9 protein-coding genes and 3 pseudogenes are annotated in these 13,467 nt (G+C 33.2%); 3 read left to right on the top strand and 9 right to left on the bottom strand.

The features are described 5' to 3' along the window. Positions 1-55 precede the first annotated feature (55 nt). The 7 genes from ACZZ95_RS10275 to ACZZ95_RS10245 all read right to left on the bottom strand — a co-directional run bounded on the left by ACZZ95_RS10275 (position 56) and on the right by ACZZ95_RS10245 (position 6,822). Entirely contained in the window at positions 56-1,861 is a 1,806-nt protein-coding gene (locus ACZZ95_RS10275) for a SpvB/TcaC N-terminal domain-containing protein (protein WP_463468944.1), read from the bottom strand. Positions 1,862-1,938: 77 nt separating this feature from the next. Continuing rightward, on the bottom strand, positions 1,939-2,361 hold the full coding sequence (locus ACZZ95_RS10270; protein WP_463468943.1) for a T9SS type A sorting domain-containing protein: 423 nt from the start codon (positions 2,359-2,361) through the stop codon (positions 1,939-1,941). 172 nt (positions 2,362-2,533) lie between these two features. Continuing rightward, a complete protein-coding gene (locus tag ACZZ95_RS10265; RefSeq protein WP_463468942.1) occupies positions 2,534-3,904 on the bottom strand; it encodes a hypothetical protein in 1,371 nt (456 codons plus the stop codon). A gap of 31 nt (positions 3,905-3,935) precedes the next feature. Next, positions 3,936-4,667: an outer membrane beta-barrel protein gene (locus ACZZ95_RS10260; protein ID WP_463468941.1), complete on the bottom strand. Its 732-nt coding sequence runs from the start codon at positions 4,665-4,667 to the stop codon at positions 3,936-3,938. 10 nt (positions 4,668-4,677) lie between these two features. Next, the gene (locus ACZZ95_RS10255; protein WP_463468940.1) at positions 4,678-5,379 is read right to left on the bottom strand and encodes an outer membrane beta-barrel protein; all 702 of its coding nucleotides are present in this window, start codon (positions 5,377-5,379) and stop codon (positions 4,678-4,680) included. Positions 5,380-5,686: 307 nt separating this feature from the next. Further along, positions 5,687-5,992, bottom strand: coding sequence for a hypothetical protein (locus ACZZ95_RS10250; RefSeq protein WP_095953537.1), 306 nt, complete (start codon positions 5,990-5,992; stop codon positions 5,687-5,689). Between the two features lie 209 nt (positions 5,993-6,201). Continuing rightward, positions 6,202-6,822, bottom strand: a complete 621-nt coding sequence (locus ACZZ95_RS10245; RefSeq protein ID WP_463468939.1) for a cysteine hydrolase family protein — start codon at positions 6,820-6,822, stop codon at positions 6,202-6,204. A 523-nt stretch (positions 6,823-7,345) separates the two neighbouring features. Here ACZZ95_RS10245 and ACZZ95_RS10240 point away from each other — a divergent pair. Beyond that, the gene (locus ACZZ95_RS10240) at positions 7,346-7,834 is read left to right on the top strand and encodes a DUF1761 domain-containing protein (protein ID WP_095953536.1); all 489 of its coding nucleotides are present in this window, start codon (positions 7,346-7,348) and stop codon (positions 7,832-7,834) included. Between the two features lie 115 nt (positions 7,835-7,949). Beyond that, positions 7,950-9,093 (top strand): annotated as a pseudogene (locus ACZZ95_RS10235) (GNAT family protein). A 399-nt stretch (positions 9,094-9,492) separates the two neighbouring features. On the opposite strand, the gene ACZZ95_RS10230 reads toward ACZZ95_RS10235, so the two are convergent. Then, a complete protein-coding gene (locus tag ACZZ95_RS10230) occupies positions 9,493-10,290 on the bottom strand; it encodes a diacylglycerol/lipid kinase family protein (protein WP_463468938.1) in 798 nt (265 codons plus the stop codon). A gap of 134 nt (positions 10,291-10,424) precedes the next feature. On the opposite strand from ACZZ95_RS10230, the pseudogene ACZZ95_RS10225 reads away from it, so the two are divergent. Further along, positions 10,425-11,388: pseudogene (locus ACZZ95_RS10225) on the top strand (App1 family protein). A gap of 162 nt (positions 11,389-11,550) precedes the next feature. Here ACZZ95_RS10225 and ACZZ95_RS10220 read toward each other — a convergent pair. Beyond that, positions 11,551-13,465: pseudogene (locus ACZZ95_RS10220) on the bottom strand (ABC-F family ATP-binding cassette domain-containing protein). Between the last annotated feature and the right edge of the window lie 2 nt (positions 13,466-13,467).

The raw sequence follows: 13,467 nt of genomic DNA, 5'->3' as shown, positions 1-13,467 counted from the left end.
TTAAGATACAATTCGCCATCGCGTTTGTCATATTCATATTCGACCGTATTTCCTTTTAAATCGACCTGAAGGCAAAGTGCCCAATGCCCAACATTTCCGTTTCCATCCTGTAAAACACCATTTGCTTCGCAAGTCCGGATAAATTTCCTCCGTAATAACTGGCCACACCGCTTTTATCTTTTACAACCCAATAATAATTTTTAGGAGATGATCCTTTACGAATAATCTGCTGAAAAGCACCTTCTCGTCTTGGATAAAATTGTTTATCTGTGGTTCTGCCAATCCATTCTGCTCTGTGCGAATTAGGAATCAATGCTTCACCGCTGATAGAATAACTTTCAGTTTCATTTACCGCGTCATATCTCGGTGCTCCCCATCTTGTTTCAATACTTACAGCCGGTGCCGAAATATCCCAGCCCATTCCTGCCCAGCTGTGTCCGCCGTCACTGTCATATTGCAAATTCAAAGACGGTCGCATGCCTCCTCTTCCATTCGGAATTACGATAGAAAATCCTGTACTCATTGTTCCTCTTCCGTTTGCAGAAGGCGGTGCAATGGATTGAATTCCAACAAGCGGACTTGCCGCTTTTAAATCTTTTATACTTGTTGGCGTGTAACCGGATGTTTCTGGAGATTCAGGCATTTTGATGATTCCAGCAATAAAATCGGTAAAATGGGTTGTTTTTGCCTTAATTATTCCCTGTTTGATGTCTAAGGAATCTTTGGTTACTTCCTGCCAAAGACGTTTGTTTTCATCAAAATAAAATACATTAATATCTTTTTCTGTATAACCTTCTGGGATTGTTTTTTTATCGTAAGGAAGTGAAAGTGTAACGGCTTTTTCAAAAATAGTTCCGTGTGGCAGTAATCTATATCCTGCATTAGTTCCTGTTACATTGACCATTGCCGAGTTTAACGGCGCAATATCTATTTTTCTTAAACCGCTTACGGATACTTTTACATTGTTTTTTAAAGCTCCAACAGGAAAAACAGCCGAAAAATCTTTGTAATCTAAAGTATTTACGGTTTCAAAATTTATCGTTTTAGCAATACTTTCTTTAGCATTTTCTAACGGTCTGAAACTTGGAACTTTTAGAAATTGATTTAGTTCTAATTTTTCGTTTACAATGACTCCCGTTGCAGTTTCTTTTTGTACTAAAATTGACCTACCGATACTTTTTCCATCCAAAACCAATTCAAATTCTGGCTGGTTAACATCAACAGCAATTCCAGCGATGGTCATTTTTTTGATCTGCGAAGGAAAATTAGTTCCCTTGATATATAATTTATCTTCTGATTTTAACAGCGTGAAATTCTTAGAAGCGGTTTCTGATTTGTAAACGATTCGTACGTTTTTGATTTTATAACCGTTTAAAATGCCTTCTGGAGCTGTAAATAAAAGTACGTTATCTCCTTGTCTCAATGATTTTTCAGATAACAATTCTGATTGTTTTGTCCACGCTTTATTTTCAGATAAAAACTGCCCTCCAATACTTGGCTGATTGTTTAAACTTCTAGAAATTGAAGCAGATTGATCGTAACCATATAATTCATATTCCAAATAAGCATTTTCATTATTTTCTGGAAGCTCGTCTAATTTCAAATGAAAAACGTTATCATACGCGTCATCAACCTCTTCAGCAGTATTCACTCCAATATTTCCCTCTTTAATATCGGCGGTAAACAATTTAGTACTTTTGTTTTCATTTTTAATTATTGCTGTTGAATCTGACTTGGAAGTCAAAACTTCTTCTGTTGAGGTATTTTCAGAGAATAATGAACTCATTTTATATTCACCAAAATTCGCGGCAAATAAAAATGTACCAATTAAAAATACAAGTAATATAATTTTATTTTTCATAAATCAGAATAATCGATTAGGGGCAATCGGTTTATATTATATAGCAATACAGCTTGAAGTTTCTTTCAAACTTCAAATTATTTCACAATTACTTTAAAGGTTTTTGTACCAAAATCTGATGTCACATTGACCAAATACATACCTGTTGCGGCTTTTATGCTGTCTTCGTACAAGTAAGTTTCTATTTGGGTAAATTGTTTTTCCTTTACAAGTGATCCTGTTGGAGAATAAATCCTGATTGTTGCATTTGTTTTTTTAGGAAACTGCATTGCAATAGAAAATTTTCCGTCAGGCGTTGGATTCGGATATAAGATCAATATGCTTGAATCTGTAATTTCTTTTCCATCTGTTGCAACAACAATTTTTTTAGAAGTTTTACATTCCTGAGAATTTAATAACCTAAGTTCATAATTACCTGGCTGATCAATTAAAATTCTTGGATTATCATCGATAAAATTACCTTCATAAAACCATTGATATTCGTAATTTCCTGCTGGCAAATCTTTACTTGCATCCAGAGTTAAAGCATTTCCATCTGTTAATAAATAATCTGATTTTAAGTTCGGAAACGTGCCTTCTTTATCGGCAACAAAAACGGTTTCATTGTATAAATTTCCCTTTGCATCTTTAACTATATAATCATAAGTTCCAGACGAAAGCTGTACTCCCGTTTTACTTTTTCGTCGCTTGGTTCCATTGTTTTACAACCGCTTCGCTTCCTTCTTTTTTAACGGTTACAGTAAATGGTGCTTCTCCGCCTTCAATCGAATAATTTAACTCTCCAGATCTTGAAACACCACAAGTTGCTTCTGTAATCCAGACTCTGCTAAACATTACCGGCGCCACTTTTAAGGTAAATTTTGTGCTTCCTGTTTTTTGTTTATTCCAGTCAAAATCGTTTAAAACTAATTTTTCGCCGCTTGATGTACTTGCCAGACGAATATATTCTGAGTCACTTTCATTGTATGTCCCTTTCCCTGAATAATCTACCCACAACCAATAATAAGTATCTTTTGGTAAAGTCCCTTTTATAAATGCGGGGTTCAAAGTCCAATTCAAACTCAAATCACTCGGATTTGCAAAATCTAGTCGCCATTCTCTTGAAATGCCAATTGGTTCACCCTGTTCTTGTTTTTTTACTAAAAGATTTTTTCCGTTATCACTCCAAAAAGCAAAATAATTATCTGGAATTTTGCCTGACTTGCTTTTAAGTTCAACCGTCAAAAGTCCTTCTTCAATCATATTACTGCTTTTAGGTCGCAACAAACCGCTGGCATCGTCACGGCCAACTGCGGTAATTGAAGATGTAAATCCTTTGTGTTTGTCTGCGTCCCAAATAGTTGTTCCCTGACTGTTGAGGTAGTTTTTATTGTCAAACTGAGAAAGTGAAATTCCATATTTGATAGCCAAATAACTGGTCGCTTTCTGCGTTTCTAAACCAGATAAAACTCGGTTGTAAACCAGAATTTCGCTGATGTTTCCCGCAAATTCTTCTGGCGGCAGTTTTTCAAATTTTGGCTTTTGCCCAATCGTTATTGACGATAACTTTGCGACACTATCAGTTATGTTCTGCTGAAAAAAATGAATGTTTGCTTTATGCGGTTTTATCTTTTCCTGATACGATTGATAGGAATATTTCTTAAGATCTACCAAACGTTTATTGGTTCCAACCGAAAGTACTTTTTTAGGATCTGTGATTGTCCACAAAAATTGTTCTTTAATACTGTCTTTTACTTTGTACACCATGAACAAAGTCTGGCGTCTTTTAGTATTAATTCCTAAAGGCAGAATCAAAGAGTCCTGCGCGGTATCAAAAACAATACTCGGATTAAAATTAAAAACTGCACCAGCATGTCTTTTTCCAGAAATTTTTGCTTCCTTATCTGTCAGGCTTTCCCAATAATAATTTTCACCGCTATTTTTTGATTTAATCCAAAAATAGGGATCTGATACTGCTCCAGGCAAAACTTTTTGCTGTGAAAAAATCAAATTACCAGTCAATAACGATATAAAAATTGATACTGAAAAAACCTTTTTATACATAATACAATGTTTTTAATTGATAATCGTATGCCTAAAAATTGGCCAAATCGTCGAAGTCAAAAGAATAGCCGATAATCAAAGAAATACTGTTGATTTTGTTTTTATTCTCAATGTAACGATGCCCGTTTTCCTCGGTTGCCATTGCATCTGTCAATCCTAAAGTATATCTTGCTCCAACAGATAAATTGGAATTGAATTCATATCCTAAAGAAAATATTCCAGAGAAATAATTTTTGCCTGTAAATGATTCCTTTAATACTTTCTGCACATTAGCATCGGGTTCAAAATAAACACCAGAATCTGCAAAAATCTCCTGCGCATTTGAGGTGTATTTTATATTATCGCTGGCAATATTAAAACTGATATATGGTCCAAAACCAACGTAAAATCCGTCAACTGGATAATATTTAAACTGCGCACCAACATTTATGTAGCTGTATCCAAAAGTCATTTTGTATTTCAATCCTTTTATATCTTCATAATTCAAATCGGTACTTTGACCAGAATATGAGATTTCGGTTTGAATGCTGACTTTCGCATACGGGTATTTCCAATTGATAAAAACACCGCCTGTTCCGCCAAACCGGCCTTCTTCTTTTAAGGTATAACCTTCGTATATAGGACTGGATATTACTGCTCCCGAAATATTAGACATTTTAGAATAAATACCGCCGCCAAAAATACCATACGTTATCTCTCTGTCGCCTTGTGCCAAAACAGATTTTGTGCTTACTAATAAAAGAAGCAAAATAATTTTTTTCATTTTTTATAAATTACCATTGATGAAAACTGTAGCCCAGCGAAAAACAAAACACACTGCTCTTATTTTGATTTTCGATAAACTGAAAAGAAGATGCATTACTTTTGATCATGTCTTTTACGCCAAGATAATAGCGAAGATCAAAGTGAATGCTTTTATGAAGTTCATACCCAAGATTGAAACATAACGAAAAATCGTCTGCACCATCAAGACCGTCTTTATAAAACTGTCGTGTCGCCACATCATACATTCCGTCTGCTTCATTAGAAGTATAGGTGATATCGTTAGGTGATAAATTGATTCCGTAAAACGCGCCAAATCCCAAGTTTAATCCTTCATACGGATAAACTTTATACAAAGCTCCAATTTGCAGAAAAGCATAATTAATTCCGAGTTCAAATTCTTTTCCCACTGCATCGCGATAGGTAACGGTTTCTCCAGACTGCCTAAATAAAATTTCAGGCTGAATGGCAACACGAGTGTCATAAAGTTTGCAATTCATAAAAAAACCGCCTTCCAAACCGTACTTACCTTTACTTTCCAAAACACTGTTATCAAAAGTATTATCCCTTCCTTTGATGCTTTCAGGTAAGTTACTAAAAGTAGAATGTATCGCCCCAAGTTTTATTCCATACGTAATATTGGTTTCGTTTTGACTGTAAACGGAGGCATTAAAAAAAGTGCTTAAAATTATTAAGGGTAATATTACTTTCATTCACAAAATTTTTTGCGAATATATGTATTAATTTTAGTTTAAAAACGCAAATAGTCGACAAAAGGATTAAAATAACCGACAAACAACAAGAAATTCTTTTTAAATAGTGAATTCACACAAACTATAATTAAGTTTTATCAATTTAATAATTATTTACAGGATTAGCTAAATTATATTAATCCAAATTATGGCAAAAATCTTGGGTAATTTGATTAAATACTTCTTTTAAAAGTTTCAAAACATAATATAGAAAACAAAAAAAGGACCATTTTAAAAATGGTCCTTTTTCATATTATTTTGTGAAAAATTATGCTCTGAATAAAGCATATTTATTGTGGTTATACAAAACCTTATCGTAAGGAACATAAAGCGAAACGATTTTCTCCGTTGACTCGTCAAATTTGATTCCGTTATATTTTCTGAATAAGTAAATTTCTTTTAAACAATTAGAAAGACTTTGGTGAATTTCAGTTGTAAAAGCTGGCAGTTGTTTGTCTCCTACCAAAAGGTCAATTTGGTAATTTGAACTGCTTTTTGATAAATTGTTACCAATAATTCTAATGGTAAATGTGGCTGACTTTCCGTATTGTTCACCTTGATATTGTAGTGTCATAATTTTATAGTAAAAAGGTTAATATTTTGTATCTCGACTTACTTTGATATTGAATTTTAATTTAAAGTTATAAAAAAAAATGACTCCTTTAAAAACTTAAATTCAATTTCTGAATGCAAAGTTACTATAAATTATATTCTCAATATTTTTTTATTTCTGAGTTAATAATAATTGAAGTTCAAAATTTGCCAAATACCAAAAATACTATGTTATGAGGATTCTAAGATGGCTATAAATTCCTTTACAGATAATAACGAATGTCCATAACTAGGAAAATTTATTTCTACCGTTGCTTTTATTTCATCCTGATTAAAAGCTCCAATTCCATCTTTAATTAAGGTAACATGATATCCAAGCTCTACTCCATATCGTGCAGTTGAATCTATACAGGTATTAGCGCGCATTCCAGCAATAATAATGTGGTCGATATCATGCATTTTTAAAAGAAAATCTAAATCTGTATTGGCAAAACCGCTTGCTGTCCAATGATTTTGAGCTATTAAATCTCCTTTTTCCGGTAAAAGTTCTGGATGAAAGGTCGCGCCCCAGCTTCCCTTTTCAAAAAGATTTAAATTTTTACTGCCGTTATGTGATGGTGAAAAGTATTTCCAATTTAAATAATCTTCTTGCTGCGTATGACGATGTGGAGCATACACCACCTTAATCTGATGTTTTCTGGCAGTATTTAAAAGGATTTTTATATTGGCTACAATATTGCCGCTTTCTACAGTTTCTTTTACAAAAGGCCACAGCTTTCCTTTTTCTGAAAGAAAATCATTAAAAGGATCAACTAAAATTAATGCCGTTCTATTATTTTGGTACGTATTCATAATTTGGAATTTTAGAGTTTACATTTCTAAAACCAAAATTCAATCCAAAAACAAACGGTTGACTATCAACAAACTAACTAATTCTAGCTTAGTGACATTCCGTTAAAAAATTGGTTATCAGTGAAATATCAAAAAATGAGCATCGAAACTTTATAAAATAAAAAAACCGCAACGAATTACGGTTTTCAGCAATTAACTAAATATATTTAATCAACTTTTTTAACGAGTGTAAAATTCATTCATAAGCACGATTAATTTTTGGGAAGTATTATAATTTATTTTCAAGATTTATTTCGCATAAAACAGATTTCCATTCTGATTAAATTTGATCCTGTTTTAGCATTCAAGAGTGTCTTTTAATTCGGAGACTAAATTATACATTTCGTAGATATAATGCACGGAATGTCGACAAAGTGTTAATAAATATTTGATGAATTAAGATATGTTTTGCTTTTTTAAAAAAGAGATTTGCTCATTGTTTTTTTGATTACATTTGATTAACTAATTCTAAAAACCTCATATCATGGAAATTAACTTCGTTGCATTACTTTTAGCCGCAATTGTTACGCTTGTTGTCGGCTTTATTTGGTACAGCCCCAAAGTATTTGGAACTATCTGGATGAAAGAAAGCAATCTTACCCAGGAAGAACTGAAAAAAGGAAGTATGATTAAAATCTTTGTATTAACGTACATTTTTTCTTTAATGATTACAATGACTTTAATGTCGTTGACAATTCATCAATCTGGAGCGGTTGGAATGGTTGGCGGACCTCCTTTAATTAATAGTGCGAAACCATCGTTTGCGGCATTTATGGCCGATTACGGAATGGCTTACAGAACTTTTAAACACGGCGCCCTTCACGGTTTTATATCTGGTTTATTTTTTGCATTTCCTTTAATCGGAATCAATGGTTTGTTTGAAAGAAAATCTTGGAAATACATATTTATCAATACCGGTTATTGGGTAATTACGCTTACACTAATGGGCGGTATTATTTGCGGTTTTGCATAAACAATAAAATACTAACCCGTTTGAAGTAAATTCGAACGGGTTTTTCTTAATAATAACTTAAAGAAAATAAGTTATTGCAAATATTATCTAATTTTGAAGAAATTAGTTCACTCTTTTGAATACAACATATTCTTTCCAGATTTACAAAAGCGCTTCAGTACTGCCTTCAGAATGGAATTCGCTTGTCGCTGACAATATTTTTTTAACACGGGAATATCTCGAAGTACTGGAAAATTCTTCTCCAGTAAATATGACTTGTCATTTTATTGGAATTATCGAAGAAAAAAATCATCGGAATTGTTTTAACTCAGTTTCTATTTGCAGAAAAACTAGAGTCTTTTGGCGAACGCGATAAATGCTTAAAAACTTCTGTTCGTAATTTTGCCCTTAAAAACTTTGCTTCACATGTTTTATTCATTGGCAATAATATGCTGACTGGACAAAATGCTTTTGCTTTTGATAAAAGTATCAAGCAGTCAAAAGCAATCAAAACGCTTCATAAAGCTATAAATCAACTCAAGAAAGATTTAAAAGAAAGCGGTAAAAAAGTTCACATAACCAGCATTAAAGATTTTACTTCAAAGGAAATTGAACCGCTCCAAGCTGAATTCAAAAACAATTATACGTTTTCGACACAGCCCAATATGATTTTTGAAATCAAAAATAACTGGAAAACAGAACAAGATTATATTGATGCTTTATCCAAAAAATACCGCGACCAGTACAAACGCGCCCGAAAAAAATCTGAAGGAATCGTAAAACAAAAAATGTCTTTAGCCGATATTCAGAAATATGAAGATGTAATTTATGATTTGTATTTTCATGTTGCCAAAAATGCGCCTTTCAATACCTTTTTTCTAGCTCGAAATCATTTTAGCTTTTTCAAAGAAATTATGGGGGATAACTTTTTATTGTACGGTTATTTTATTGACGAAAAATTAATTGGTTTCAACACTTTAATCAAGAACGGAACTGTAATGGACACTTATTTTTTAGGTTATGATGAAAGTGTACAACGCGAAAAAATGCTGTATTTAAATATGCTATACGACATGATCGCCTATTCTATTAAAAAAGGGTTCAAAGAAATTGTTTTTGCTAGAACCGCTCTTGAAATTAAAAGTTCCGTCGGTGCAAAACCTGTGAAAATGTATGGTTTAATTACGCACAGTAATGCATTAATAAACCATAACATTTCAAGATTTTTTAATTATCTGGAACCAAAAACAGAATGGCAGGAACGAAATCCTTTTAAATAAGACAAGGATAATTATACCGCTCCGATGGAGCTTTTTTATCTCCTCCTTAAATATTTTGCTATAAATATTTCGCTCTTCCAGAGCTTTACTTATCATGCTTGAATATTGCTTTCACCTTCCTTTTAATTTTCGCTATGAATATTTCGTTCTTCCAGAGCTTTACTTATCATGCTTGAATATTGCTTTCACCTTCCTTTTAATTTTCGCTATGAATATTTCGTTCTTCAAGAGCTATATTTATATCTTTCCAAAGCAACGTAATTCCAGAGCTATAGAAATGCAATCAAACTCCTTTAGGAGTTTAATATTTATAGAACCTGAATTTCACACAAGCAATAAAGCCCCATCGGGGCGATATAAAACTACAATCTATTTTACTGCCAAACTTTATCTGGATCTTTAAGGAACAGCCAATTTCATTTGTTTGTGCAGAATATGAATTTCTAAAGATTTCTGCGCACCGCAATATTCACCATCAATTTGAAAATTAACTGGATAATCGGTTTCGATAGTTGCTTTATCGGTTGAAATAATTACAATATCATCTGAATCGATCGGCATGTTTCCTGTAATAATTTTTCCAATTAAAAGTATATCCAAGCTTTTCAAAATCACCAATTCAAACTTTCCATCATTCATGGAACCGTTTGGATTAATAATTACACCTGTTCCATATTTTTGAGAATTGGCAATTACAATCATCCTTGCAACATGTTCCACCTTTTTATTATTTGCAGAAATAGTCGCGACAAATGGATCATCTGATTCTTTCAAAGTAGTAAAAGCCTGTAATGCATATCCCCAAAAACCTCTCACATCACTTTCTTCGTAGTTCTTGACCAAGTTTGCATTTAAACCAATATCACTTAAATGAATACTTTTTTTTCCATTGATGCAAATCATATCCATTTCGATATAATGATGCAAAAATGCTATTTTAAGATTCTCTTCGATTCCTTCTGGAAGATTTAAATCTACAGAAAGTCCGTTTGCAGATCCAGCTGGTAAAATCCCGATTATCACATCATGATCTTCCATGGCTTCGGCAACCATCTTAATTGTTCCGTCTCCTCCTGCCACGACAATTCGTTCAGGATTATGCTTCTCGTAGATTGTTTGTATTGCTTTTAAATCGCTTTTACCTGTAGTTTCATAAACCTCCAGATTAAAATGATTTGTTGCTCGCGAATTCTTCAACAGCGTCTATTAAATCTGATTTATCAAGGTCTCCCGATATCGGATTTACAACAAATAGTATATTCTTTTTCAAAATTTTATTTTTAAAACCAATTAATTTAAGTAATTTACAGTTACCTAAATATACGTAATTAATGAAACCAATTCTACAATTATATCGAGGTTATGCAAATGAGCAAGAATTAATTGTGATGGGGCATGTTTTAAGAAGAGAACACAATTATGACTTTGAAAAAAGGAAATTAAAAAATGCCACCTCGATCCTCAAATTATTCCGAATAAAGACGATTAAAAATTTTGATGTTTACCTTCATTATAATGATGAAATTATTCATACCAAAACTTTAGATGACGGCTATTTTAAATTCTGCATTCCGCTTGAAAAAGAAACACATTTTGGATGGATGCCTTATGAAGTGAGCCTGAAATACGGAAATGAATCTAAAAGTCGCAAAGGCAGTTTTATAAGACCGCATAAAGGGAAGCTCGGAATTATATCGGATATTGATGATACTTTTTTGATTTCGCACACCAATAATTTCTTTAGAAAAATTTACATTTTACTTTTTAGAAACGTAAATGACCGAAAGGTTTTTAAAAATGTTGTGGCACACTATCAGGCATTGAGCCAGTCGGGAAGAAATAACCCCGAAGAAGCAAATGCATTTTTTTATATTTCGAGCGGCGAATGGAATTTATACCGCTTTATTGCGAAGTTCACCCGTATACACAAGTTGCCAAAAGCCGTATTTCTACTGAAAGATATTAAAAGAGGAATTACCGATTTTTTTATGAGCTGGCAGAGGCAGTCACGATCATAAGTTTGAAAAAATAAAACATGTTGTAGAATTTTATCCTACTCTTAAATATATTTTAATGGGAGATGATTCGCGAGATGATCCTATTTTATACGAAAGAATCTGCAAAATATTTCCTGTTACCGTTATCGCTGTTTACATTAGACAAACTGGAAAATACCAAAAAAGAGAGGTCGAAAAGATCCTAAAAAACCTGGAAAGTCTAGATGTCAAGGTTTGCTATTTTAGAGACAGTAATGAAGCTATTGCGCATTCTAAGTCTATTGGGATTATTAAGTAGTTGGTTTCAGGTTTCAGGTTTCAAGTTTCAGGTTTCAAGTTTCAGGTTTCAAGTTTCAGGTTTCAAGTTTCAGGTTTCAAGTTTCAAGTTTCAGGTTTCAAGTTTCAAGTTGGAGCAACGTGAAACTTGAAACCTGAAACCTGAAACAAATAAAACTAAAACCTAAGCATTAAAATTATCTATTTCTTCTTGAACAATTTCCCAATCTAGAAGTAATTGATCTAAATCTTTTTTCTTTTTGTTATATGCAGTAAAAAATGACGCGTCTTCAATATGTTTGTCGTAATTTGAAGCTAATAATTTATCATCGTGCTGAATGTCTTTTTCTAATTGTTTGATCTGACTTTCAACTTTACTTAAACGATTTTGAAGCGCTTTTCCTTTTTTCTGGTCTTCGTATGATGTTTTGTTTGTTTCTTTTGGAGCTGTGGCTTTTACAACGTCTTTTTTCTCGACTTCTCGCATGTTTTCAAGATTACGCTGTTCTAAGAAAAAGTTGATATCTCCTAAATATTCTCTAATTTTTTGATCTTTAAATTCGTAAACAATATTCGACATTCCTTGAAGAAAATCCCTGTCGTGCGAAACCAATAGTAAAGTACCACCAAATTTTTGAAGTGCGACCTTTAAAACGTTCTTAGATTTAATATCTAAGTGATTCGTAGGCTCATCCATCAGTAAAACATTGATTGGCTGTAATAAAAGCTTACAAAGCGCCAGACGGTTACGCTCTCCCCCTGAAAGTACTTTTACTTTTTTCTCGACATCATCTCCGCGGAATAAAAACGAGCCTAACATGTCGCGAACTTTAGAGCGGTTTGTATCTGTTGCGCCGTCTTCCATAGTTTGCGAGCAATGTAATTTCACCATCTAAATATTCGGCTTGATTTTGGGCGAAGTACCCCAATTGCACATTGTGCCCTAATTTGATATTTCCTTGGTACTCAAATTCGTTGACCAAAGCTTTGATGAAAGTCGATTTTCCTTGACCGTTTTGTCCAACAAATGCAATTTTACTTCCTCTTTCTACCAAAAGACTGATATCTTTAAGGATGGTTTTATCGCCGTAGCTTTTCGTAACATCTTCTGCTTCGATTACAACTTTTCCTGGCTCTTTTGAAACTGGAAAAGAGATATTCATAACTGAATTATCATCTTCATCAACCTCAATTCTTTCGACTTTATCTAATTTTTTAATCAACGATTGCGCCATCGAAGCTTTGGAAGCTTTCGCACGGAATTTCTCAATTAATTTTTCTGTTTCTTCAATTTTCTTTGCCTGATTTTTTTGAGTCGCTAATTGCTTTTCGCGAATTTCATGACGTAATTCTAAATATTGAGAATATGGTTTATTGAAATCGTATGCTTTTCCTAAAGAAATTTCGATTGTTCTATTGGTAACATTATCCAAAAACATTTTATCGTGCGATACAATTACCACAACACCTGGATAGTTACGAAGGAAACTCTCTAACCAAATGATACTTTCGATATCCAAGTGGTTGGTTGGCTCATCCAGAAGCAATACATCGTTGGATTGTAAAAGTAGTTTGGCCAATTCGATACGCATTCTCCAACCTCCAGAAAATGTTTCTGTTTGGTTATTAAAAACTTCTCTTTTAAAACCTAAACCTAAAAGGATTTTTTCTGTATCTCCCACATAATTATAACCTCCTAAAAGTTCAAAACGATGTGTATAATCAGATAGGTCTTCAATGATCTGGCTGTATTCTTCACTTTCATAATCGGTTCTGGTAACCAATTGATGATTGATTTCTTCTAATTTTTTTTCTACAATTTTGATCTCAGTAAAAGCTTCGTATGCTTCTTCCAACACTGTTCTTCCTTGCTCAAAATCAATATCCTGACGCAAAAAGCCCATACGGATATCTTTCTCTTGAGAAATAACTCCTGAATCTGGGGCAAAGTCTCTAGCCAGCATTTTAAGCATTGTAGATTTACCTGCTCCGTTTTTACCGACAAGACCAACTCGGTCTCCAGCTCCTAGCCGAAAAGTAACTTCTTCAAATAAATATGTTCCTCCAAAAGAAACCGAAAGATTGTGTATATTAAGCATAA

Source organism: Flavobacterium sp. AC267, from assembly GCF_979258715.1.
This window is presented reverse-complemented; position numbering and strand designations above follow the sequence as displayed.

Excerpts from the sequence above, each read along its gene's own strand:
- ACZZ95_RS10275 (WP_463468944.1), bottom strand. The coding sequence starts at position 1,861 with ATGAAAAATAAAATTATATTACTTGTATTTTTAATTGGTACATTTTTA.
- ACZZ95_RS10265 (WP_463468942.1), bottom strand. The coding sequence starts at position 3,904 with ATGTATAAAAAGGTTTTTTCAGTATCAATTTTTATATCGTTATTGACT.
- ACZZ95_RS10260 (WP_463468941.1), bottom strand. The coding sequence starts at position 4,667 with ATGAAAAAAATTATTTTGCTTCTTTTATTAGTAAGCACAAAATCTGTT.
- ACZZ95_RS10255 (WP_463468940.1), bottom strand. The coding sequence starts at position 5,379 with ATGAAAGTAATATTACCCTTAATAATTTTAAGCACTTTTTTTAATGCC.
- ACZZ95_RS10250 (WP_095953537.1), bottom strand. The coding sequence starts at position 5,992 with ATGACACTACAATATCAAGGTGAACAATACGGAAAGTCAGCCACATTT.
- ACZZ95_RS10245 (WP_463468939.1), bottom strand. The coding sequence starts at position 6,822 with ATGAATACGTACCAAAATAATAGAACGGCATTAATTTTAGTTGATCCT.
- ACZZ95_RS10240 (WP_095953536.1), top strand. The coding sequence starts at position 7,346 with ATGGAAATTAACTTCGTTGCATTACTTTTAGCCGCAATTGTTACGCTT.